Below are 23,570 nucleotides of genomic sequence, written 5' to 3'. Positions count from 1 at the left end.
ACGCTCTGCGCGGTCACCTGACCGGATCTTTAGGCGGCGCCCGCGGAGGGGGAGGGCCTGCGCCAGTTGGTGAACCAGCGCAGCACCCACTCCACGGGCCCGTAGCGGTGGCTACGCAGCCACCACAGGCTCCAGAGAGACTGCGCCGCGAAGATGCCGACGCCGATCGACACGACGTGAAACGGGCTGAGCCGGTCGACCAGGCTCAGCCCGTAGCCGGTGAAGATGAGTGAGCTGATCAGCGACTGCGCCAGATAGTTCGTGAGCGCCAGCCTGCCGGGCGCCGCGAGCGCCCCCGCCAGGCGCGGCATCGCCGGGAGCAGGCGCAGCAGGGTCGCGGCGTAGGCGGCGGCGAGCAGCGGCGCGGTGAGCAGGTTCACCGCCTGGCCGACCATGTGGTACGCGTGCCCGCCGCCCGACCAGGTCGAGTGCGCGTAGACCAGCGCCCCGGCGAGCCCGACGGTGAACCCCGCCCACTGCATCCGCCGCAGCGTGGCAGTGTGCCCGGAGATGTCGGTCAGCAGCCGCAGCTTGCCCACGGCCAGCCCGACCAGGCAGGCGGCGAGCACCGTGGGCCCCTGGAAGGAGACCCGCAGCACGAAGATCTTGGCGAGCCTGTGCAGGTGCTCATTGATGATCATGGAGGCGGAGCCGTGCAGCGCCTCGTCGGACAGGGCGGCCTGCGCCGCGTTCTCCGACATGGCCTGAGAGGCGTCCGTGCCCAGTGTCGCGAGCGCCGCCAGCAGCAACATCCCCGCGGCCAGCGCCACCGTGAGCGCGAGCGCGATGATCAGCGCGGTGCGCGGGGCGATCCGCCGCATCGCCAGCAGGACCAGCCCCACGACCGCGTACGTCGTCAGGATGTCACCGGGGAAAAGGAGGACCGCGTGGGTCAGTCCGAGCAGGAACAACCCTCCCAGGCGGCGCAGGAACCGGGGGGCGAACCTCGTCGCCGACCTGTGGGCCGAGTCGATCTGCAGGGTGAAGCTGTAGCCGAACAGGAAGGCGAACAGCATGTAGAACTTGTTCTCGAAGAGGATCGAGACGAACCAGCGCACCTCCCAGTCGAGCGGTGCGGAGAACGTCGGCGTCGCCAGCCCGGCCATCCGGTACCCCGAGGCGAGGTAGGTGATGTTGACCACCACGATGCCGAGCAGCGCGAAGCCGCGTAACGCGTCGACCGCCGCGATCCTCGGCGCCGTGGCCTCGGCGGACGTACCTGCCCGGCCCCGGGGCTCCCCTGCGAGCATCTGACCGTCCTTCGAGCAGCGCCGGGACGTGCGTCCCGGCGAACGATGCTCAGTATGGTGCGGTTCGACCGCCCACAATGAGACTTTGTTCCTTATTGAAGCTGGTAGCCGATGACGATGAACCGCTCCGCGATCACGGCCAGGGCAAGCACGAACGCGGGCACCGCGACGAACAGGATGCGCCTCCTTCTTCTCCGGGTCGCCTGGTCGCGGCCGCGCAGGCAGGTCACCTCGTAGGCGAACAGCGCGATCCAGGTCACGGCCAGCGCGGCCAGGCCGACCGGCGTCCACGGCGACGTCGGGTCACTGCCGTTCAGCTGCACCCCCGGCTCGGGGATCTCGGCCCCCTCGGGATAGGAACTCAGTGTGTAGACGGCCGCGTCCTCGCCGTTGAAGACCCGTTTGAGCTCCTTGTTGGCGTCGAGCGCGGCGCGGAACCGCTGCGCCCAGTCGTGCGGGAAGCCGTGGTTGAGCTGCAGGTATCCGGCCTGCCCGCGGGTGGCCACCAGATAGGTGTTGGGCGGCGAGACCCGGAGCTTGTCGATCACCGAGGAGAGCTGGGCCGGATCCTTGTCCACCAGCACCTGCTGGTAGGAGATCTTGTCGAAGTCGCGCTCGCCCCACGGGATGCTCGGCGTCACCTCCTGGCCCAGCACCGGGACCAGGTAGAGGACGCGGGCGCTCGGCTCGTCGTTGTCGTAGATGTAGTGCATCGCCGCGACCTCGCTGGCGGAGACCCGTTCGAACTGCTCGTTGCCGTAGCGCGCGACCAGGAAGACCATCGCCAGCATCATGGCGCACCCGGCGGCGAGCAGCAGCGAGATCCGCCGCGTCAGCTCGGGGTTGAACCGGATGTTGCGCCTGCGGATCGGCACCGTCTCCTCCGGCGCGTCCTCGGTGCCCGCGGGGAGGTTCGGGAAGAACGCGTACGCGGCCAGGATGCAGGCGCCGGGCAGCGCGAACAGGTAGATGCGCAGGCCGATCTCTCCGCCGTAGTTCTGCAGGCCGAGGGCGAGTACCGGGACGCACAGCAGCAGCAGGGCCGCGCGGTCGCCGACGCCGCGCCGCAGACGGCGGAACAGGCCGGCCGCGGCGAGCGTCAGGATGACGCCGCAGATGCCCAGGCGGGCCATGAGGACGAGCGCGTGCTTGGGATCGCTGCCGTCGATCCGGTCGCCTGTGTTGCTCTGCAGGTTCTCCAGGATCCGGCCCAGACCGCCGAAGAGCTGGTCGATGTGCCCGCTCCAGAAGGTGACCGTCTGGTAGCTGATCCAGGCCAGCACCATCAGGCCCAGGAAGAAGGGCAGCCCCCAGCTGAGCGAGGAGCGCCGGAGCAGGATCAGGCCCGTCAGCGCGCCGAGCATCATGAACGGCGTGATCTGGTGCGAGGCGGTCGCCGTCGAGAACAGGCCGATCAGCACGATCAGCATGATGGCCCGGTCGTAGACGCCGGTGGAATGGGGCAGCTCGCCCGGCGTCAGCCCGTCCAGACGGGCGAGCAACCGCCGGACGGGCCCCTTGGCGGGCATCGGTTTGACGCGGGGCTCCACCTTGCCGAACCAGCGCAGCACGATCGCGACGAAGGCCAGGTAGATCGCGTACGTGAAGCCCTGGGACGAGAAGTAGTCCTGGCCGATCCACTGCACGATGACGAACAGCAGCGCGGCGAACCAGCGGGCCCTGGTCGTGGCGACGACCTGGCGCAGGATCAGCACGAACGGCAGGAGATACAGCAGGTTCGACAGCAGCGGCGTCCACCGCATGATCGTCGTCAGGTCGGTGACCCCGGCGGCCTTGGTGACGAACGCCACCAGTGCGAAGAACCCCGGCCATGCCAGGCGGGCGTCGAGGATGGCGGAGGCCTCACCGGTGCGGTTGATGTACTCCACGAAGCCCGCGTGGACGTAGGCCGTGTGGAACCTCGCCTCGTCCTCGATCAGGGCCGCGGCCCCGTGCAGGGCGAAGGTGATCGCCGCGATCTGGAAGAGCAGCAGGAACTTGCGGTCGGTGTTCTGCGCGATCGTGACGAAGAACGCGACGAGCATCAGCAGGATCGCGGCGAACGCGGTGGACGGCATGGCGGAGATCAGGCCCACGCCGTCGATGTCGTTCAGGTCGACGCCTCGCAGCGGGCCCGGCGACACGCGCAGGGCCAGCACGTACATGACCAGGCCCTCGACGGTGAGCAGCGGAGGCAGCCACACCATGGCCGACCGCATCAGGGTCTGCAGGCGCGTGGGCCTGGCAGCGGGGTCGGGAGTGGGTCCGACGGGCGTCGTGACCGGCGGTTCGACGGTGTCCACCGCGGCCGGGGGCATCGCGCTCGTCGCCGGTGCCGTCTTCCCCGTGAGCCTCCCGGCGCTCTTTCCCGCTCCCGAGCCGATCTCCGAGCCTCTCTGCGTGTCCTGTGAGGCCCGATAGGCCGCCGGGGTCTCTGTGACATCGGAGAAGGACTCGGAAGCTTCCAGGGGGACCCCAGGGGCTCCGGTGGACCTCTCCCGAGACTCAACGCCCGCAGGCCGGTCGAGTCCCGAAGGTCCGGAGGACACGGGGCGCACCGGGGGCGCAGAGGGTGCAGTGGACGGTGGGGACGCTGTCAGGTCGGGCAGGCGGAACTCCGCCGTGTTGTCGGCCCCGTCCTCGTCCTCGGCGCTCTCAGTGTCCTTACCGTCCTTACCGTCCTTACCGTCCCCGGCATCCCCGGTGTCCTTGGCCTGCCAGGCGTTCTCACGGCGCGCGGGCGGGGTCTCTGTCGTCTCGGAGCGGGTAACGCTCGCGGAGGGCGGGGACGATGGACCGAGGGGTAGCCGGATGACGGCGGTCACCTCGGGATCGTCACCGTAGGCGCTCTCCTCGGGAGAGTCTTTCGCGCCTTTCGCGTTTTTCGTGTCGGTGTCGGTGTCGGGGGCCGGCGACAGGTCATCGGCGGCGGCGTCGTCAACGTCAGGATCGGCGTCCTCGGCGGAATCCGGCGGCGTGCCGTCATCGGCCGTCTCGTCGTCCGCCGTCTCGTCACGAGGGGCGCCCGCAGGGGTCTTCTCCTCGGACGTCCGGCCGTCGGGAGTCTCCCCGTACGGGCTCCTGCCATGGGGGCTCCCGGCGCCGGATGCCTCCCCGTACGGGCTTCTGCCGTACGGGGCTCCGGTCCCGGCCGTCTCGTCGTCGGGAGTCTCGCCCTGCGGACTCCCGGCGCCGGAGGCCTGATCGCCCGGAGCCTCGTCGTCGGGGACCTCGCCGCCCGGGATCTCGTCGGGAGCCTCGTCGCCGGGCGCTCCGAAGGGCGCCGTGCCGGCGGGCTCGCCGCCGGACCCGGCCTGGGGCTCGTCCGAAGGCGCGGGGTGAGTGGGATCGATCTTCCCGACCTCGGCGGTTTCCGCCGCCCCCGTCGTCGTCACGTCATTACCTGCCCGTTGCCTCACGTCTAACATCATGGCGGCTACGCGGACCAGGCTGTGACAGGTCACTACGGATATCCGTCATGTCCGGACGCTTCGCGTAGATCAGTTAAAAGCGGTATCGCGGCTGTACTCCGGCCAAACGGCCCTCTCCTGGCGTCCCCGATCCCCCGGGGGACGGGGAAGCCAGGCAGCGGAGACCATCGAGCTCGCCGGGGCGGCCACCGGTGCGCGACCCGCTTCGCGGATCGCGCTCTTTCCGTGGCGTACCCGGCCGTTCACACCTGGCCGCGCACCTTGCGCAGACCGTATCTCGTGCGCCTGACGACGGCGTACCCCTTCGTCAGCATCCGTTCCCGCATGTAGATGAGCGGGACCTGGTTCCCCTCGACCGCCCGGGTGAACATTCCCATCGAGGTGCCCTCGGCGACGGTGAGGCGCGGCAGTGCGAGCACGTCGTGCCGGTCGGCGGCGATGGCGTTGTTCACCGCGCAGGCGGCCCAGTATCCGGCCTTCCGCACCTCGCGCCGCACCCGCACGTTGGAGTAGCCGTACGGGTAGGCCATCGTCGAGACCAGCGAGCCGATCTTGTCCTCAAGGAGGGCCTTGTTGCGCCGCAGCTCCTGGCGGAGCTCGTCTTCGGACAGCTGGTCGAGCTGGGGGTGGCTGTGGCTGTGGCCGCCGATCTCGATGCCGCAGGAGGCGGCCTCGCGGGCCTGGCTCCACGAGAGCATCGTGTCCAGGGGCCTGCCCGCCGCGTCCTTGCCCGCGTCCCTCACCCACCCGCTGGTCAGGAAGACCGTCGCGGGGAAGTCGTAGCGTTCGAGCAGGGGCAGCGCCTCGCTGTGGAAGTCGGCGTACCCGTCGTCGAAGGTCACCACGACCGGACGCTCCGGGATGGAGCGGCCGTTGTTGTTGTGCAGCGAGGCGACCAGGTCGGCCACCGTGAGCGGCGTGAAGCCGTTCTCCTTCAAATAGGCGAGGTGCTCGGCGAAGGCCGAGGGACGCACCGCGAGCGGCTTCGTCTCGGCGTTGGGCCGGTCGGAGACCGAGTGGTACATCAGGATCGGTACGCGGATCATGCCGCACGCACCCGCTTCAGCTTCAGCCGAAGGGAACCGACGATGTAACCCCAGGTCGTCCAGGCCAGACCGACGACGATCGCCCCGGCCCTGCCGAGGCCGGCCAGGTCGCCTCGCAGCGCTTCCCCGACTCCGCGCAGCGCGCCCATCGGCAGAGCCTTCAGCGCGTGGGCCCGCTCGCTCGACAATCCGTCGCCCGCTCCCACGCTCTGGGCGACCAGCGCCTTGGACAGCCCCTCGGCGAAACAGCGTGAACGGAAGTAGGCGAACGTCGAACGTACCGGCGGGACCTTGTGACCGATCACCGCCGCGGGCTCGAACAGCATTCCCGACCCCGGCATCCGCTGCGAGAGCCGGATGCAGAACTCGGTCTCCTCACAGCCCAGCGGACGGGGCTTGCGCCCCTGCACGCTGCGCCCGATGCCGGTGTGGAACCCGCCGACACCGCCGATGACCTCCCTGCGGAAGGCCGCGTTGCCGCCCATGACGTTGCGGATCCGCGCCCGTTGCGTGGGCATGCCGAGATAGCTGCACCCCACGGTCCAGTCGAACTCGTGGGGATACCAGCCGGGCCGGTGCCCGATGCCCCACAGCGGCCTGGTCAGCCCGCCCACCCCCACGATGGTCGGGTCCTGGAAGCCCTCCTCCAGTGCTTCCAGCCAGCCAGGCTCCGCGACGGCGTCGTCGTCGAGATAGGCCACGATGTCGCCGGAGGCGGTCGCCGCACCGGTGTTCTTGCCACCGGAGAGCCCCTTCTCCTGAGCGTTCTCCACCACGATCGCGCCGGGATACTCCTTTTTGAGCCTCAGGTGGAGATCCGGGTTGTAGTCGACGACCAGGATGATCTCGTGCGGCGCGCGCGTCTGGTTCTGGACCGACTCGACGGCTGCTCGGATGTCCTCCCAGCGGTCCTCGGTGTAAACGCAGATGACGACACTGCTTCTCATGGTTACGCGGCACCCTGATCGGCGGCCGGAGCGGCGGCGGCCGGCTCGTGAACGGCGGGAGCCGGGTTGCTCCGCCACTCGCGGATGATGGTCTTCAGCACCCGGATGCCGTCGCGTACGGCGTGCAGGTTGCTCTCGCCGTGAATGCGGCAGCGCTCGTGGCTGGGCACCTCGTGGACCTTGAGCCCGGCCTTGGCGGCGCGGACGTTCATCAGGGTCTCGATCTCGAAGCCGTCGCAGTCGAGGTTGAGGACGTCCAGATGGCGGGCCCAGAAGGCGTTGTAGCCGTAGCACAGGTCGGTGTAGCTGGTGCCGTACATCCTGTTGACCAGCGCGGTCAGCGACTTGTTGCCGAACTTGCGGATGAACGTCAGGTCGTCGCTGCCGCCGCCCGACGCGTAACGCGAACCCTTGACGAAGTCGGCCCCGGTGACCAGGGCGCCCACGAACTGGATGATCTCGCGGCCGTCGGTGGAGCCGTCGGCGTCGATCATCACGATGATGTCGCCGGTGCAGGCGGCGAAGCCGTCCGTCAGCGCGTTGCCCTTGCCCCTGCCCGTCTGGTGGACCACGCGCACGTTGGGACGCAGTCTCTTGGCCACGGCGACGGTGTCGTCCTTGGAGTTGCCGTCGACCAGGACGATCTCGTCGATCCACTGCGGGATCGTCGCGAAGACGTGCGGGAGGTTCTCGGCCTCGTTCATCGCCGGCACGACGACGCTGACGGTCGGGGAGATCGCCATGTTGGGGGTGATGGGAGTGAACCGCTCGATGGGAGGCACCGCCCTCAGCGGTGGCTTGTTGTTGTAGTGCTTGGTGATCTCGGGACTCATTGTGACGGATGTCCTTCCGGGCGGTCGGTCGTCAGGGGCGACTGGGGCGGACGGACCCGGGGCCATGGCCGATCGGGACGATCGGCGAAAACGGCGAATGCGATGAGGGATGCATACGAGGGTCCTGGCGAGTGGGGTGGTGATGAACGGGAGCGGTCTAACCCACTCCCCACGGTTCCTTGACAGCCGGAGTGCCTGATTGGTTCTGCGCGGGGGAGCGCATACGGCCGAAACCTTTCAGCACACGGTCAGCAAGCCTGTATAAATTCGGGCGATCCGTGACGATCGTTCGTGCCTTGTTGACCGGGGTACGGCCGATCCAGTGGACGGCGGCGGCCGGGGAGGGACGCGACACGCGACCTTCCGCGACGAAGAGATCACCGCTTTTCAACCAGCTCTTGTACTCGCGTCCGCCCTTGCCCATGTCGACCTGCAGCAGCCCGGAGTTCGCGGCGTGCTCGGCCATGTGCAGGTGGTGCATGATCCCGGGGGAGTAACGCGCGAACTCGGTGTCGTAGGCCGGGAACCAGCCCACCAGCGTCGTCGCCGTCCGAAGGCCGAAGTGACCGGCGACGGGCCTGTCTCCGGCGTAGACCATGGTCAGGACGCCCGCGAAACTCTCGGACCTCTCCGCGTGCATCTCGTCGAGCAACTGGACGATCCACGGCTGGGCGAAACGGTCGACCCGGCCCGTCCTGCGGTACTGGTCGGACTTCCAGTTGGTGAGCGTACGGAGCGTGCCCAGGTCGGTCGAGGCCCACTCGAAGCGGATCTCACCCTGCTCGCGGCTGAGCTTGCGCTCCTTGTAGCGGACCGTCTTGAGATTCTTCGGCGAGTTGGCCTTCACCCGCTCGATGTAGGTCTCGAACCCCACGCTGAGGTCCATCACCGGAGCCGGCCGCACGTCCGACTCGTACGGCGCGAACGTCGGCTGGCCGGGGACGAGGTGGTCGAAGTCGAAGACGGAGAGCTTGCAGGCGCGCAGGAGCGTCCGGACGTCCAGCTTGAGGCCGGAGACCGCGATCAGCCCGTGGCAGGTGGTGAGGAAGCCGCCGAGAGGCTTGCCGATCCCGAAGCTGTGGCGCTCGTAGGGGAAGAACCCCACGATCTTGCCGCCGTCCTGGATGATCGCGACACGAACGTAGTCACGCAGTCGCCCCATGGCCAGGGTGAACTCCACGGAGAGGAAGGGGTTGTCCAGCGACGGGTCCGCCACCTGCAACTCCCGCCATCGCGAGATCTCGGGCTCCCCGAGGTCTCCCGGGCGAACGATGACGATGTTCACCTTGACCTGGCCCCCTGTTCGGTCTGCAAACTCCCGCTCCCCCGATACAACACGCGTAGTACGTATATGAAGCCGCCGAGCACCGCGATGGTCGCGACTCCGGCGCGGGGCGACCATGCGTCAAAGGTAAGCATGGCAGCGGCCAAGAGAACGTTTACGACCAGGCTCGCCGCTGCACCCACTGATAGTGCCGCAAGTGGGTCACGATCACGCAACAGTCCTACCACTGCGGCGCCGGGAACGACCAACAGGAACAGGGGCGTAAGGATCAATCGTAACGGAGTGTCCAGGTCGGCCAAGGCGATCACGGCCCCCGCCACGCACGCGAGGGTGAGTGCCCATCTGAGCACCCTGCGGTTGACCGACATCTTCCGAGCTCCTGGTTGGTAATGAGGTGACTGATCGCGCTCTTCATGTGACCAATCACTCAACATGGACGTCAATGCCGACGCTCGGCACCAGTCCATGGTTTACCGGATCCCTGAGGGAAGTCTCGGTGTTAGGTAAAACGAGATGTGGGAATCAGCCCGTCGCCTCCTCCGAACCCGCCCCGGCGGAGGGGGTCGGAGTCGGCTCCGGGGCAGGGTCTTCAGGGGGTGCGGAGGCATCTGGGTCAGGGCTTTCCCACGAAATCGCGCATCCGGCGTTGCCTCCGGCGGACTTGAACGCGACCCGCCCGGCACCGCTCTCCGACGGGTCCTTGGCAGTGACCCAAATCACGCCGCTCGTGCCCGCCTTCAACTGCCCGCGGACGGGGTGCACGGCGAGCCCGCCGGAGGTGGTCGCCGACCACGAAACCGTGGCGCCGCGAGCCGCGAGCCGGATCTGCCCGGCACCCTCCCCGATGTCGCGCGGGCACGAGACGTTCAGCCGTCCGGTCACGGGCGGTGTGGTGGCGGTGCGGGTGGGGCGGGGCCGTCCCGCGGTGGTGGCGCGGCTCGGAGCCGGTCGCGCCGCGGTGGCGGTGGGAGCGGGGGTGGCGGGTGCCTCGCTCCTGCGGCTTCTCGTGGGCGTGGGCGTCGGCGCCGTCTCCGGGTCCTCCGGCAGGGGGTCGGGCTCCGGCGCGGGCTCGGGCTCCAGCGTGATCAGCGCGGGTTCCGGTCCCGGCGCGGCCTGGGGGTCCCTCAACTCCCCGCCGGCCAGGTCCCCTCCGCCCACCACGACCACCGCCCCGGTGGCGGCCAGCACGCACACCGCCGCCAGCAGCACCGGACCCCTGCGTCCGCGCCGCCTGCGCCGCTGCGCGGGGAGCGCCTCCGTGCCCCGCTTCCCACCGCCGGGGAGTGCGGCACGCCGGACCTCGCCGTACTCCGCCGATGACGTACGCCGGGCCTCCGGGTCTTCCCGCGACGCCGTACGCCGAGCCTCGGGAGTCCCCGCCGACGCCGTACGCCACGCCTCGTCGTCCGCCGGAGGTGCCGGCCATGCCTCGGCGTTCTCGGTCGGTGTCGGCCACGCCTTGGCGCTCACGGGCGGTGCCGGCCAGACCTCGATGTTCACGGGTGGCGGTGTGTGCCGCGCCTCGCCGCCCGCCTGCCGTGAGGCCGGCCGCGCCCCCGTGTTCGTCGTGTCCGTCGTGTTCGTCGTGTTCGGCGTGTTCGTCCAGGGGGCCGCACGCCCTGGCTCGCCGGCCGAGGGCGACGGCAGAACGTATCGGGGTGCCGGTCCGCCCTCCGCGCGGTGCGGGCCGCCGCCCGTGCGGTGCGGTCCGCCCTGGTTCTCCGGCCCTCGCCACGTCGTGCCCGACCCACCCTCGGGGGATCGCGTCCCGGCCGCTGTGTGTCCCCCTGTGTGTCCCGCTCGCTCCTCCTCGTACTCGTACCGTGCCTCTGCCCCGGTTGCTGCCCCGGCCTGCGAAGCCCTCGCGCCCGTGGGGGGCGTTCCGGGGTCCGCGGGAGGCGCCGCGTGCCGGGCGCGGGTGCCCGTGGGCGGTGTGGCCGCGCTCTCGGAGGTTTTCTCGTCGCGTGCCCGCCTGCCGCCCGCGCTCCTCCGCCCGCCCCACCGGCGCCCTGCTGAACGTCGTTCGGCCGCCGTGGGGAAACCGGCCTTGTCGAAGCCGTTCTCGGCGGCGATGGCGGCGCGCTCCTCGCGCGACTCCGGGTTCACGCAGGTCTCGATCACCCGGCGGCGCAGGGAGAGCGGCGGGTAGGTCAGGGGGACGAGGTCCAGCAGCCGCCCGGCCGAGACGTGCCGGTCCCTGCGCTCGAGGCAGACCTCGCAGCGGCCGATGTGGGCCGACAGGCGCCTGCGCAGCATCGTGGTGAGGGGCCCCTCCCACGAGTCCACCATCGCCGACAGGTCGGGACAGTGCGCCCGGCCGACCTTGGCGAGTACCACGGCGCCGGCCGCGTTCTCCAGGTGGTCGCGGGCCCGGCCGAGCCTCGCGGTGACCTGGCGGGAGGTGAGCCCCAGCACCGCGCCGACCTCGCCGCTGCCGAGGTCGTGGCGGAGCGACAGTTCGAGCACCTCGCGTTCCTGAACGCTCAGCTCCGCCATCGCCTCATGGACCAGGACCGCGAGTTCCCGCTCGCCGGGATCGTCGTGGATGTCGGGCGGTGGCACCGCTCCCCGAGGTCCGCCGTGCCCGGCGTCCGCGCACCGGATCCGTACGAGCGCGTACAACCACGCGCGCAGGCGGCCGGGCTCGCGCAGGCGGTCCACGCTGCCCCGGGCCGTTACCAGGGCGTCGTGTACGGCGCCGGCGGCCGTCTCACGGTCGCCCAGCAGCGAGTGGGCGTAGTCGTTGAGCCGTTCCGCATAGGAGTCGTAGAGGCTCGCGGGTGCCACAGGGTCGGCTGTGTCGGCACGCCGCAGCGCTTCAACGAGTCGTTGGTCGTCGGTCCGGCCGACGGTCGGCCATCCGGGCACGGATATTCCTCCCCCGTGAGACGGGCTCGTTCACGGGTTTCACCACTCGCCCGTTCCAGCCCACACGCGTAGGACGTCACCTCCCCGCGACTGGTTGACCAAAGGGGTCAATATCATGCCGATACGGTATGACCTGGGAAAACTGCTACGGCTGGTGCCAATGTGACACCAGCCGTACGGGGTGAAAGTGATGCGGGAGGGTCAGCAGTTGGGAGCGCAGAGCCGGCGCTTCATGCCCTCCAGGAAGAACTTTCTGACCTCCAGGACGTCCTTGGCGATGTAGGCGTCACCGCCGGTCGCCTTGGCGAGGGCGTCCATCTGGCGCTTGCCCTTGGGGGCGTCGGGACCGAAGGCGATGATCAGGACGCTGACCGGCTTCTCGGGGTTGAACTGGTCCCTGAGCCGCTTCAGGATCTGCTGGTTGCTGATCCCGCCGTCCGGATCGTCGTTGCCGGCCCCGTCGGTGAGGATGAGCACCGTGTTGATCTTGTCGCTCTGGTACTCGTCGGTCATCTGCTTGTACGCGGCCGCGAGGGTGTCGTTGAGCCCGGTGTCACCGGTCGCCTTGGCCTGGGTCGTGATCAGCTTCTGGTTGATCACGTCCCTGCGCAGGGCGCCGTTCATGTCCTCGGTGAGCGGGCCGACCGGGACCGTCTCGCGGTAGTCGACGCCCTGGCCGTTGAGATGGGTGGAGAACTCCCACAGTCCCAGCTCGCTGTTGGCGGGGAAGAGCTTCATGCCCTCGACGGCGATCCTGCTGATCGCCTGCATCCGGGTCAGGCCCGTACCGGGAACAGGGAGTGCCATGGTGCCCGAGACGTCCAGCAGGGTGAGGAGCCTCGTGCCCAGTTTGATCCGGGACCAGGTCTGGGACATCCTCGCGACGGTCTTGGCGTCGGGCGGCTCGATCGCCTGCGGCGCCTTGGCCTGGAAACCGTCGGAGCCGGAGATGGCCTTGCCGCCCTTGCCGTCCGGGGTGCGGAACCCCTGGTCCTGCAGTGCCTTCTTCGACGCCTCGCTGCCGAGCTCCTTCTGGAACGCCTCGGCGGCCTTGCGGACGACGGCGTCCTTGGCGGTGATCACCACCGGGTAGTCGAGGTTGATGGTCCCCTCGGCCGGATAGAGCGGCACGGCCGGGACATCGGGCTTCTTGGCCTTGTTGAACGCCCAGACTCCCTGCTCCGAGGAGATGCCGAGCGGGGCCTTGCTGCCCTGGACGCCCAGGCTGGACAGCAGCGCGTCCTGGTCGCGAACCGTCGACGTCGATCCCGACAGGCTCTTGAGCGCGCCGACCAGCTGCTCCTCGCCCGCGCCCGAGGCAGTGGCCACTCCGGCCGCCGCCAGGAGCGCGCCGAGCCCGGCGGAGTTGAGCGCGGGATCCAGCACGAGCACGCGCACCTTGCGGCCGGGACCGTCCACGTTGGCCACGTTGGCGGCGTTGATCATGCCGCCCCAGCTGGCCTCGCCGAAGCTCTTCTTCAGGTTCGGCACCACCGAGCCCGAGGCCACCATGACGATGGGGGACTGGGCGATGGACGCGCCCGCCTCGGGCACCTCCTCCACCCTCGTCCGCAGGTTCGTCACCCACAGCTTCGAGTCGGGGACCCACATGTCCATCGCGACGGCCTTGCCCCCGGTGAAGGAGGAGGCCACGGTCGCCGAGGTGCCCTTGGCCACCGTGACGGCGGCGCATCTGCCGTCGACCTGGTGGGCCGCCTTGTTGAAGCGCTGGGCGATCTGGGACAGGGCGGGCTGGATGTCAGGGGAGGCGGTGATCCGCAACGGGACTGCCTCGCCCGCGCACCCGCCGTCACGGTCGCGGTTGATGACCACGAACGCGGCGACGCCGAGCAGTACCGCGAGGGCGACGGATCCGGCGAGCGGGACCAGCACCTTGCCGCGTCCTCCACGCCTGCGTCTCGTCTGCTGTTCCCTGTACGGGGTGTAGCCGTCCTCGAGTTCATCTGTCCGGTGACGTCCGCCCACGATGTCCTCTTCGGTGTCGATGTCATGGAGCTAGCGGGTCACCCTATCGGGAGGTCGTCCGCAATATTCACGGAACTGTACTTGCAATGATTAGTGGGGCAAAAAACGCATTTCGGTGCGGTTGTTACTGTATGTGTTGATCATTGAACTCTGTGTCCGCGAAGAGCGGTCGACGACCGAGACAGCGAGGATCGCCTGGTCAGTGGCAGCAGGAGTGCCCGTGCCACGCCCTGAACCCCTCACGTACCGCCACCGCGGCGAGCAGGACCGCCATCGCGGGATCGACCCACCACCAGCCGGCGGAGTTCAGCGCGAGCCCGGCCAGGACCCCCGCCGCGAGGGTGGCGCACATGAGGTTCTGCGTCCCCTCTCCCGCGGTCGCCGCCGAGTGCAGCCGGACCCCCAGTCGCCGCTTCGCCATCCCCAGGAACGGCATGCCGACCACGCTGACCGCCGTCACCACGATCCCGAGCAGGGTCGGCACGGCCCGGTGCCCGGCGTCCAGGTCGTGCGCCACGTGCACCACCAGGTAGGGGGCGAGGATCCAGAAGCTGATCGCCACGGCCTTGCGGGCCCGTTCCTCGGCGTACGCGGAACCTGTCCTCGTCCCGGTGAACCGCCAGACCACGATCAGGCCGGCCGCCGCCTCCACCAGGGCCGACGTGCCCCAGCCGATGAGGGCGACCGAATGCGCCTCCAAACCCGCGGCGATGCCGAGCAGGCTCTCGGCGCCCAGCCAGACCAGGGTCACCAGGGAGAGGGTGCGAGCCCTGCGGGCGTCACGCAGCCACTCGGCGCTCAGCGGTGCCACCGGCACGATCTGATCGGTCACGACGGCCTCCGGTACCCGTTCGACGACGCTCGGTAATCTATGCGTCACACGGTGTCGGAGTGTGGAGAAGCGGCGAAGCTCCTCATGGTGACGGCGACATGCCTCCCCCGTGGCGGACCACGTGCCTCCCCGTGACGAACCGCATGACGGAACCGCATGGCGAACCGCGCGAACGGTGTGGCGGATCGTGTGGCGGGACAGGCCGGTCGACCGGCCTGTCCCGCCACAGGCGGGTCGTGGGAGGACGGCGGGTTTCGCGGGCCGGTGAAAGTCCGCGGTCCCGGCGCGGGCATGCCGCAAGATGGAGCTGTCCAGCAGATCGTCGGGAGGGAAATCCGTGCCGTTCACGCCCAGCCACGTCGCAGCCGTGCTGCCGCTGATCTCCTCGGAGCGGACGCGCAGGTTTCTCGACCCCTGGGCCCTCGCCCTGGGCGCGATGGTGCCCGATCTGCCGATCTTCTTCCCCTTCCTGCCCGACTACATGTTCTGGCACTCCTCCGAGGGCGTCCTCACGATCGACCTGTTCGCCGTCCTGGTGCTGCTCGCCGTCTTCCACCTGACGCTCCGCGACCCGCTGACCGCGCTCCTGCCCCCCTCCCTCGCCGGACGCGCCGCCGCGCTGACCCCGGGGATGTACGGGCTGCGGCGGCTGCCCGCCGTGGTCGCGGGAGGCATCGTGGGCGCCTTCACCCACAAGCTCTGGGACTCCTTCACCCACTCGTACAGTTCGGCCCTGTGGGGCTGGAGCTGGCTGGACGTCCGGGTGGCGGGAGTGATCTCCCTGTTCCGCCTGCTGCAGTACACCTCCACCGTGGTCGGCCTGGCGGTCGTCCTCTGGTGGGCCTGGCGCGGACTGAGCGCGATGGAGCCGCGGCCGGTGCCCGAACGGCTGCTCCTGCCCGCCGGTGAGCGGGCGGCCGTGCTCCTGGCCACCGCCGTCTCGATCCCGCTGGGCGCGGTCGCCTGGGCGCTGACCTTCCCCCCGGACACCAAGGCCGAGCTCGTGACGAGGCTGGGCGCGGGGGCGGTCGTCGGCTGCTCCGCGATGCTGCTCGTCTACGCGCTGATATGGCAGCTCAGGCGGGTCATGGCAGTATTCGAGGGTGCCTGAAGCCATCGACCCCCACCTGGCCGACTACGCCAACCTGCGCGACGTCGAGCTGCGCAAGAGCATGGAGGCCGAGCACGGCCTCTTCATCGCCGAGGGGGAGAAGGTGATCCGCCGCGCCGTCGCGGCGGGCTACCCCGTGCGTTCCGTACTCCTCACCTCCCGCTGGGCCGGCCCTCTCGCCGATCTCCTCGGCCCGCTCGGCGACCGGGTCCACGTCGTGGACGACGCCGTCATGGAGGAGGTCACCGGATTCCAGGTCCATCGCGGCGCCCTCGCCGCGATGGAACGCCTCCCGCTTCCCGAGGTGGAGGATCTCCTGTCCGGACGCGAGGCGCGAAGGGCTCCCGCCGGGCACACGGCGCGGTCGGACGGCGAGCCAGGATCGGACTCCCCGGCTCCGCGAGGGGCCTCCGCCGAGGACGCGGCGCACTCGGAGGGCGGACCAGGATCGGGTTTCCCGGCTCGGCGAGGGGTTTCCGCCGAGCCCGTGGCGCCCCGGCGCGTCCTGATCCTCGAAGACCTCGTCGACCACGGCAACGTCGGCGCGATCTTCCGCTGCGCCGCCGCCCTGGGCGTGGAGGCGGTGATCCTCTCGCCGCGCTGCGCCGACCCCCTCTACCGGCGCTCGGTGAAGGTCTCCATGGGCGCGGTCTTCGCGATCCCGTACGCGCGGATGACCGACTGGTACGCCGGTCTGGCCGAACTGCGCGAGGCGGGTTTCCGGACGCTCGCCCTCACTCCCGACCAGTCCGCCACCCCCATGGACAAGGTCGCCATGGCCGACCGGGTGGCACTGCTCCTCGGTTCGGAGGGGGACGGGCTCTCCTCCCGCTGGCTGCGCGAGGCCGACGAGGCGGTCTGCATCCCGATGAGCCCGGCCGCGATGGACATGGGCGTCGACTCCCTCAACGTGGTGGCCGCCGCCGCCATCGCCTGCCACGGACTCATGCGCGCCGGTTGAGCGGATCTCCTCGCCGCGCGTCCACCTCGATCTCGATCTTCATACGGGAGTCGGCGAGGCCGCACACGATCATCGTCGCGGCGGGGCGGACCTCGCCGAAGTGACGGCGCAAGGTCGGCCAGCAGGGCTCGAAGTCCTCGCGGTCGGGCAGCATGTATCGCACCCGGACGACGTCGGCGAACGAGCAGCCCGCCTTGGCCAGTGCCTCTCCGATGTTGCGCATGCACTGCTCCGCCTGCTCGACGACGTCGTCGGAGATCGTCATGGTCGCGTAGTCGTAGCCGGTCGTCCCGGACACGTGCACGCGGTCACCGTCGACCACCGCCCGCGCGTATCCGATCTGCTCCTCGAAGGTGGACCCGCTCAGGATCGCGAACCGTTCAGTCATGCGGAAAACCGTAACAATCTTCGTTGGCGCCCCTGACCGGTTCGCACACGGTCGTCCGAAACCCGCGATCACCGGGGCGCGAGCTCCGGACGACCGCGGAGTGACCGTCGCCGGATCGTCGGGACCGTGACAGGGGGCCGGTCTCTCACGGCCGTGGCCGGGCAGGGAGCCGAATCGTCAGGATCGTGACCGGGAGAGGAGATAGCTCGGCCAGCTGCCGTGCCGGCTGATGTCGGGGGCCTTCTCGGTGGCGTACGGCTCGCAGAGGAAACCGTGCACCGCGCGGCCGTCGGCGAGTTCGATCGTGCCGAGGCCGAGGGGCGAAACGGTCTGCGTCAGGAGGATGCCGAGTGCCGAGGGGGGCAGTTCGTACAGTTCGACCTCCACCGCGACCCCGCCGGAGGTCGAGCGGACCAGCCCCGGCAGTGGCATCTCGCCGCCCTCCAGGGCGTAGAGGCGGTAGAGGGGGGCGGTGAGGGCAACTCCCAGGCCGGTGGCGCCGAGGGAGAGGAGTCGGCCGTGCAACGGCTGGCCGGAGCGGTGCGCGCCGACCACGGCGAGCACCGTCCGCGCCTCGGCCTCGGCCTCGGCCCTGGCTGCGGCTGCGGCTTCGGCCTCGACTGCGGCCTCGGAGGCGTGAACCGTCGCCGGTCCCGCCTTCGGAGCGTGGACGGTGCTCGCCGAGGCCGAGGTGGCCGCCGACCGCGAGTCCGGGACGGGGAGCGCGGGACCGCCGGTCAGGGCGTGGAAGGTGGCACCGAGACCGGCGAGGAGTCCGTCGGAGCCCGCCGGTCCCAGGAAGGTGACGCCGTGCGGGCGGCCGGCGGTCGTCGTCCCCGCGGGTACGGAGATCCCGGCGAGGTCGAGGAGATTGGTGAAGGTCGTGTAGTGGCCGAGGATCGCGTTGCGCTCGATCGGGCTTTCGAGCATCTCCGCGACGGTGAAGGTCGTGGGTACGGTCGGGACGGCGAGCACGTCCATCGACGCCCACGCCTCCCGGGTCTCCGCGTCCAGCGCGCGCAGGCGGTAGAGCCCCTCGAAGGCGTCCACGGCACTGAGCGCGCCGCCGCCGGACAGCACCTTCAGGGTGACGGGGTGGATCTCGCCGGGATTGCGGGTGACGAAGTCGCCGACCGCCGCGAGCCGTTCCGCGAGCCACGGCCCCTCGTACAACAGCCGCCCGGCGGCGAGGAAGGGGCCGAGGTCCACGGGGACGATCCGGTGGCCGAGGCCGCCGAGCCGGTCCACCGCCCGCGCGAAGGCCGTCTCGGCGGCGGTGTCGCCGAAGAACTCCGGTTCGTGCGGAACCCCGATCCGCAGGGCGGACGCGCGGGTCGGTACGGGGCCGGGGACGGGGAGCACGCGTGACCAGGGGTCGGTGGGTTCGAAGGCGGCGATGGCCGACAGGACGGCCAGGCCGTCGGCGGCCGAGCGGGCGAAGACGCTCGGGCAGTCCAGTGACGCGCACGCGGGCACCATGCCGAGCGTGCTGACGAGCCCCCGGCTCGGCTTGACCCCGACGGTGCCGGTGAGCGCGGCGGGTACCCGGCCGGAACCGGCCGTGTCGGTGCCGACGGCGAACGAGACCAGGTCCGCGGCCACCGCCACCGCGGAGCCCGAGCTGGACCCGCCGGAGATGAGACCGGGTACCAGCGGTGACTCGCACGCGCCGTACGGGCTGCGGGTGCCCGACAGACCGGTGGCGAACTGGTCCAGGTTGGTCTTGCCGACGAGGAGGGCGCCCGCCGCGAGCAGCCGTTCCACCAGCGGCGCACCGCGCTCGGGGACGTAGGAGTAGGCCGGGCAGGCCGCGGTGGTGGGCAGCCCGGCCACGTCCACGTTGTCCTTGACCGCGAAGGGGACCCCGTAGAGCGGTGGGCGGGTGCCGGGGTCCGGCCAGCGGCGGGCCAGCTCGGCCGCGTCGCCGAGCAGGTCCGCCGCCGGGCGCAGGGTGATCCACACGTGGTCGTCACCTCGCGCCGCGATCCGCGCGAGCACCTCCCCGGCGACGTCGGCGGGGAGGGCCGCACCGGAACGGTAGAGACCGGAGAGGCTCTCCAGGTCCAGCCGGACCGGGTTCAGGGTGAGGCGGGGCATGCTGTCCGGATCAGGCGGAGTGTGCATATGCCTTTCCTGTGTGCGTGGTTCGCGGGACGGTGTTCGGCGGGACGGTGTTCAGGAGGTGGCGGGTGCCTCGGCGGAGACGGGCCTCGCGGGGGCCGGCTCGGGCTCGCCGGGCTCCTCGGTGGCCTCCGGCGTCTCGTCGGAAGGCTTGGGCTTGAGGAGGGTGAAGGCGAGCAGGATCAGTCCCGCGAAGAGGTAGCCCAGGGAGACCTGGCCGTTGGCGTTCCACTCGACCCGTTCGCCGTGGATGAGGCCGATGAAGGCCAGGGCCGCGCCGACGAAGGCGTACCCGGCGGCCCACAGGAACGACCGGTCGATGACGAAGGCCGTGATCGAGCCGAGCACCAGGCCGGCGAGCACGGCACCGCCGCCGAGCAGGACCGTTCCCTCGTAGACCGTCCCGCTCTGCGCGATCGCGTCGTACCCGACCTCCCGCGCGCTGGTGCCCGCCGCGGCGAGCGCGTTGTCCATGTAGCCCTGCGCCCAGGAGGCGATGTTGGGGATGATCGCGATCACCACGGCCACCGCGTGCGCCTTCGGCACCGACTGGAAGGCCTGGGCGCCGATGAGCAGGCCGATGTAGAGCAGGATCGGCACGATCGCGGGTGCCGGCAGCACCGCGCCGAGCAGCGCGAACATGCCGAGGAAGCAGAAGAGCGCGATGACGACGCCGCTCGCCATCGAGTAGCTCGTACGGCCGCCCGCGGACTTCCACCCCGGGTGGCCGATGTAGACGGCGGGCGGGAACGGCGAGCCCAGCATCGAGCCGACCACCGCGCCCGCGCCGTCGGCCAGGAGCACCGAGCGCAGGTTGTACGAGTCACCCGCGGCGGCGGCGCTCTCCACGTTGCTCATGCCCTCGGTGAAGTTGTAGATGCCCAGGGGGATGGCGGTGGCGAGCAGCGGCGAGACCTGGCCGAGTCCTTCGAGGAGGAGGTCGACGTGCAGCGACGGCAGGCTCACCGCGATGTTCCCGGCGGCGGCGCCCACGTCGGCGGGGTCCATGTAGCCGCCGATCCAGGCGATCGCGGTGCCGGCGAGGAGCGCGGCGAGCCCGACGGGGATGTTGCCCGGCAGCCTCAGGTCGGTGAAGAAGCCGACCATGATGATCACCAGCACCGGCAGCGCGATCCAGGCCGCCTCCCACATCTGCGCGGCGGGCCGCATCGAGATGAAGGCGATCGAGATGCCCGCCAGGGTGCCGAGCATCGCCGCCCTGGGGGTGAAGCGGCGGATGTACGGGCCCACGAAGGCGCCGATCACCACGATGACGCCGATGATGAAGCACCAGGCGAGCCCGGCCACCCAGGCTCGCAGCGGGTCCTTGGTGGCCAGGTAGGTCGGCAGCATGATCACGAAAACGACGATGAACATGTGCGGGACGCTGGGACCGTACGGCATCGCGCACACGTCGGTGCGGTTCTCCCGGCGGGCGAGCCGCCGGGCGAGGTAGGTGTAGTACACGTTGCCGATGAGGAGCTGGATGCCCATCGCGGGGAGGATGACGCCGAAGACGTCGGAGCCCGGCAGGTGGACGACCCCGAGGCAGAGGCCGCTCAGCACCAGCACGTTGACCATCACGTTGAAGCCGAGGCCGAAGAAGGCGTTGGTGTCCCCGCTGACCCACCAGGGGAGTTTGAGGTTGACGGGGTCGGTTGTCGTGGTCATCGGTCAGCTCCGTGTTTCGAGTGCCTTGAGATAGCCGCCGGAGGAGGCGACCCAGCCGAAGATGCCGCCCTGGGCGGCGATCATTTCGAGCCCGTACCGCTGGAACTCGGCGAAGTACGAGCCCACGCAGTCGGACAGGACCAGGCACTCGTAACCCCGGTCGTTCGCCTCGCGAACGGTGGTGTGCACGCACACCTCGGTCGTGACGCCGGTGACGATCAGACTGCGGATGTCCGCCGCCCGCAGGGTCCGGTCCAGGTCGGTGGAGTGGAAGGAGCCCTTGCCCGGCTTGTCGACGACGAGTTCGCCCTCGACGGGGGCGAGCTCGTCGATGATGTCGTGGCCGTACTCGCCGCGGATCAGGATCCGTCCCTTGGGACCCGGATCCCCGATGCGCAGCGAGGGGGTGCCGCGGTTGAGCTTGGCGGGCGGGCAGTCGGACAGGTCGGGCAGGTGCCCCTCACGGGTGTGGATGACGGTCATTCCCGCCGCGCGGGTGGCGGCCAGCACCTCCTGGAGCGGCGGGATGACCCGCCGCAGCATGGACACGTCGTTGCCCAGGGTCTCCCCGAAACCCCCGGGCTCGACGAAGTCCCGTTGCATGTCGATGAGCAGCAGCGCTGTGTGTCGGGGATCGAACCCGTATGCGTACGGCTCGGCCTCGACGAGAAGCGGATCGGACACGTTGACTCCGTTCCTCGGATCCTCCTTTTGTCGATTGTCGACAGAATTATGTCGGCGGCTTTCCCGTCCGGTTACGCTTCTGTTAGCGGCCTGTACCAGAGCGTGATCGTGTCCGGTGCGCCCCTCTCCCGCGGTCGAGCGTCCGGCCGATGCGTGACAGCGCCCCCGCGCCCCCGCGGCCCTGTGCCCCCGCGCCCCCGCGCCCCCGCGGACGGCCGACAGTCGACGGGCGCGAGCGCGGCGGTCGGCCGGCACCCGCGCCCTACGTCGAGAGGAGCCGGACGGGACGGGCGGAACCCGTTCCCGTTCTAGCCGATGTAGGTGCGCGCTCCGTGCCGGGAGAGGGCGTCGAGCGCGGTGACGGGATCGCCGGAGGCGATCGCCTCGAAGAGCCGCCTGTGCCGCTCCACCCCCTCGGCCGGAGAGCGCTGCTCGGCCTCCCTGCGCAGGTTCGCGGCCATGTAGAGCTGCAGCTTCAGGATGACGGGCTCGTACGCCATCAGCAGCTGGCGGTGGCCCGCGAGCGCGACCAGCGCGAGGTGGAAGCGCCGGTGCGCCTCGTTCTCGCCGAGCGGGTCGTCCAGGCGCACCGCCGCCGCCATCCCCTCAAGTGCCTCGGCGAGCGCGGTCATGTCGTGCGTGCCGGAGAGAGGCAGCGCGGTCTCGACCGCGTAGCGTTCGAGCACGTCGCGCAGCCCGAACAGCTCGTCCACGTCGTTCCCGGTCAGCTCGGTGACGCGGGCTCCCCGCCGGGGCAGGTGCTCCACCAGCCCCTGCTGCCCGAGCGACCGCAGTGCCTCGCGCAGCGGCGCCCGGCTGATGCCGAACCGCTGGGTGAGCTGCTCCTCGATCAGCCGCTCGCCCGGTGCGAGGGCGCCGGAGAGGATCTCGTGACGGAGCCGTCGCATCGAAAGCTCGACCAGGCTGGGGTGTTTCAGCTCCCCATCGGGTTCCACCCGTCCAACTCCTCTCGACGTGTGGAACAAACTCTCTCAGAGAACGGCCGGAATCCCACCCGCGGGATGGCGGCGTGGTCGGGTGTTCCGGTCGCGGGCCGGTAGCGGGCCGGTCGGGAGCGGGCGATCCAGCCCTCCTCACAGCTCGGGTGGAGTCTGCTCGCCCGCCCAGTCCAGGAGCCGTGCCGCGGTCTGGAAACGCCGGTCGGCGTTGGACTCGCCGAGGATGACGCCGATGAACCGGTGGCCCTCGCGGTCGGCGGCGAAGGACAGGCAGTATCCGGCGGCGCTGGTGTAGCCGGTCTTCAGGCCCGTCACCCCGGGTGTCTTGCCGAGCAGTTTGTTGGAGTTGGTCCAGGTGTGCGCCCGGTGCACCTTGGACTTCGCCACGAGATGGCGCCTGGTGGACGCGATGATCCGCAGCACCGGGTCGCGCAGCGCGAGGTCGGCCAGCTTCGCCTGGTCAAGGGCGGTGGAGTAACCGGGCCCCGGCTTCGGCAGGCCGTCGGGAGTTGCGTAACGGGTGTCGACGAGCCCCATGGAGCGGGCCGTGGCGTTCATCTTCGCCACGAACCTCGTGCTGCCGGGCCCGTAGACGCGGGCCAGGGCGTGTGAGGCGTCCGCCCCCGAGGGGAGCATGACCGCGTACAGCAGGTCCCGCACGGTGAGTCGCTCCCCGGCGCGCAGCGAGGCGTGGGTCGCGCCGTTCGCCGCCGCGTGCCGTACGTCCTCCGCCTGGACCGTGACGGTGTCGGCCAGCCGCGCCTCCCTGAGGACGACGTACGCCGTCATGATCTTGGTCAGGCTCGCCACCGGCATCCGCCTGCCCGCCTGCTTGCTCAGGTGGATCGTTCCGGTGCTCGCGTCGTACAGGTACGCGGCCCGCCCCGGCACCGACGGCACCGACGCGCGCCGGTCCCCTGCGGGGGCGAAAGCGGGTGCGAAAGCGGGTGTGGCGGTGAGGGCGGGCGTACGAAGCGTGGCGAGCGGGGCGGACACCGTGGATCCGGTGACCGAAACGCGCGCCGAAGCCCCGCCGGGCGGCGCGGAGGTCGAGATCCCCCAGGCCGGGGACACCGAAGACGCGGTGCCCAGGATGAGCGCGGTGACCAGCGCGGCGCGGGCCGTGCGGCCTGTTCCCCCGTGATGCATGCGAGCCATGCTGGCAGAGGCCACCGTCGATATACGGAAGTTGTCGGT

17 protein-coding genes are annotated in these 23,570 nt (G+C 70.3%); 2 read left to right on the top strand and 15 right to left on the bottom strand.

Annotated features, from left to right (window positions below; genetic code table 11):
• Positions 1-29 precede the first annotated feature (29 nt).
• The 9 genes from AB0B90_RS37285 to AB0B90_RS37245 form a co-directional block, all read right to left on the bottom strand.
• Entirely contained in the window at positions 30-1,250 is a 1,221-nt protein-coding gene (locus AB0B90_RS37285; protein WP_362926597.1) for a DUF418 domain-containing protein, read from the bottom strand.
• 92 nt (positions 1,251-1,342) lie between these two features.
• The gene (locus AB0B90_RS37280) at positions 1,343-4,645 is read right to left on the bottom strand and encodes a hypothetical protein (protein WP_362926595.1); all 3,303 of its coding nucleotides are present in this window, start codon (positions 4,643-4,645) and stop codon (positions 1,343-1,345) included.
• 278 nt (positions 4,646-4,923) lie between these two features.
• A complete protein-coding gene (locus AB0B90_RS37275; RefSeq protein WP_350945258.1) occupies positions 4,924-5,727 on the bottom strand; it encodes a polysaccharide deacetylase family protein in 804 nt (267 codons plus the stop codon).
• On the bottom strand, positions 5,724-6,674 hold the full coding sequence (locus AB0B90_RS37270; protein ID WP_362899769.1) for a glycosyltransferase family 2 protein: 951 nt from the start codon (positions 6,672-6,674) through the stop codon (positions 5,724-5,726). The genes AB0B90_RS37275 and AB0B90_RS37270 overlap by 4 nt, the downstream gene beginning before the upstream one ends.
• Before the next feature lie 2 nt (positions 6,675-6,676).
• The gene (locus AB0B90_RS37265; RefSeq protein ID WP_350945260.1) at positions 6,677-7,507 is read right to left on the bottom strand and encodes a glycosyltransferase family 2 protein; all 831 of its coding nucleotides are present in this window, start codon (positions 7,505-7,507) and stop codon (positions 6,677-6,679) included.
• Between the two features lie 157 nt (positions 7,508-7,664).
• Positions 7,665-8,792: a GNAT family N-acetyltransferase gene (locus AB0B90_RS37260; protein WP_350945261.1), complete on the bottom strand. Its 1,128-nt coding sequence runs from the start codon at positions 8,790-8,792 to the stop codon at positions 7,665-7,667.
• A 522-nt stretch (positions 8,793-9,314) separates the two neighbouring features.
• Positions 9,315-11,660 (bottom strand): sigma factor-like helix-turn-helix DNA-binding protein, encoded by a 2,346-nt coding sequence (locus AB0B90_RS37255; protein WP_350945262.1) that lies wholly within the window; start codon positions 11,658-11,660, stop codon positions 9,315-9,317.
• A gap of 201 nt (positions 11,661-11,861) precedes the next feature.
• Complete coding sequence (locus tag AB0B90_RS37250; protein WP_350945263.1) at positions 11,862-13,646, bottom strand: substrate-binding and VWA domain-containing protein; 1,785 nt, start codon at positions 13,644-13,646, stop codon at positions 11,862-11,864.
• Positions 13,647-13,845: 199 nt separating this feature from the next.
• A complete protein-coding gene (locus AB0B90_RS37245; protein WP_362926591.1) occupies positions 13,846-14,478 on the bottom strand; it encodes a hypothetical protein in 633 nt (210 codons plus the stop codon).
• Positions 14,479-14,815: 337 nt separating this feature from the next.
• On the opposite strand from AB0B90_RS37245, the gene AB0B90_RS37240 reads away from it, so the two are divergent.
• Complete coding sequence (locus AB0B90_RS37240) at positions 14,816-15,589, top strand: DUF4184 family protein (protein ID WP_350945265.1); 774 nt, start codon at positions 14,816-14,818, stop codon at positions 15,587-15,589.
• On the top strand, positions 15,582-16,550 hold the full coding sequence (locus AB0B90_RS37235) for an RNA methyltransferase (protein WP_362926589.1): 969 nt from the start codon (positions 15,582-15,584) through the stop codon (positions 16,548-16,550). Before AB0B90_RS37240 ends, AB0B90_RS37235 begins: the two co-directional genes overlap by 8 nt.
• On the opposite strand, the gene AB0B90_RS37230 is transcribed toward AB0B90_RS37235, so the two are convergent.
• From AB0B90_RS37230 to AB0B90_RS37205, 6 genes are all read right to left on the bottom strand, one after another.
• Complete coding sequence (locus AB0B90_RS37230) at positions 16,534-16,938, bottom strand: RidA family protein (protein ID WP_350945267.1); 405 nt, start codon at positions 16,936-16,938, stop codon at positions 16,534-16,536. The genes AB0B90_RS37235 and AB0B90_RS37230 overlap by 17 nt on opposite strands.
• A 177-nt stretch (positions 16,939-17,115) precedes the next feature.
• Positions 17,116-19,062: an allophanate hydrolase gene (gene atzF / locus AB0B90_RS37225; RefSeq protein WP_362926587.1), complete on the bottom strand. Its 1,947-nt coding sequence runs from the start codon at positions 19,060-19,062 to the stop codon at positions 17,116-17,118.
• Between the two features lie 51 nt (positions 19,063-19,113).
• Entirely contained in the window at positions 19,114-20,730 is a 1,617-nt protein-coding gene (locus AB0B90_RS37220) for a hypothetical protein (RefSeq protein ID WP_362926585.1), read from the bottom strand.
• Positions 20,731-20,733: 3 nt separating this feature from the next.
• Complete coding sequence (locus AB0B90_RS37215) at positions 20,734-21,414, bottom strand: isochorismatase family cysteine hydrolase (RefSeq protein ID WP_362926584.1); 681 nt, start codon at positions 21,412-21,414, stop codon at positions 20,734-20,736.
• Positions 21,415-21,722: 308 nt separating this feature from the next.
• A complete protein-coding gene (locus AB0B90_RS37210; RefSeq protein WP_362926583.1) occupies positions 21,723-22,370 on the bottom strand; it encodes a GntR family transcriptional regulator in 648 nt (215 codons plus the stop codon).
• Between the two features lie 138 nt (positions 22,371-22,508).
• Positions 22,509-23,522, bottom strand: a complete 1,014-nt coding sequence (locus tag AB0B90_RS37205) for a serine hydrolase (RefSeq protein ID WP_362926582.1) — start codon at positions 23,520-23,522, stop codon at positions 22,509-22,511.
• Between the last annotated feature and the right edge of the window lie 48 nt (positions 23,523-23,570).

Source organism: Streptosporangium sp. NPDC049078 (assembly GCF_040648855.1).
Lineage (GTDB): Bacteria > Actinomycetota > Actinomycetes > Streptosporangiales > Streptosporangiaceae > Streptosporangium.
This window is presented reverse-complemented; position numbering and strand designations above follow the sequence as displayed.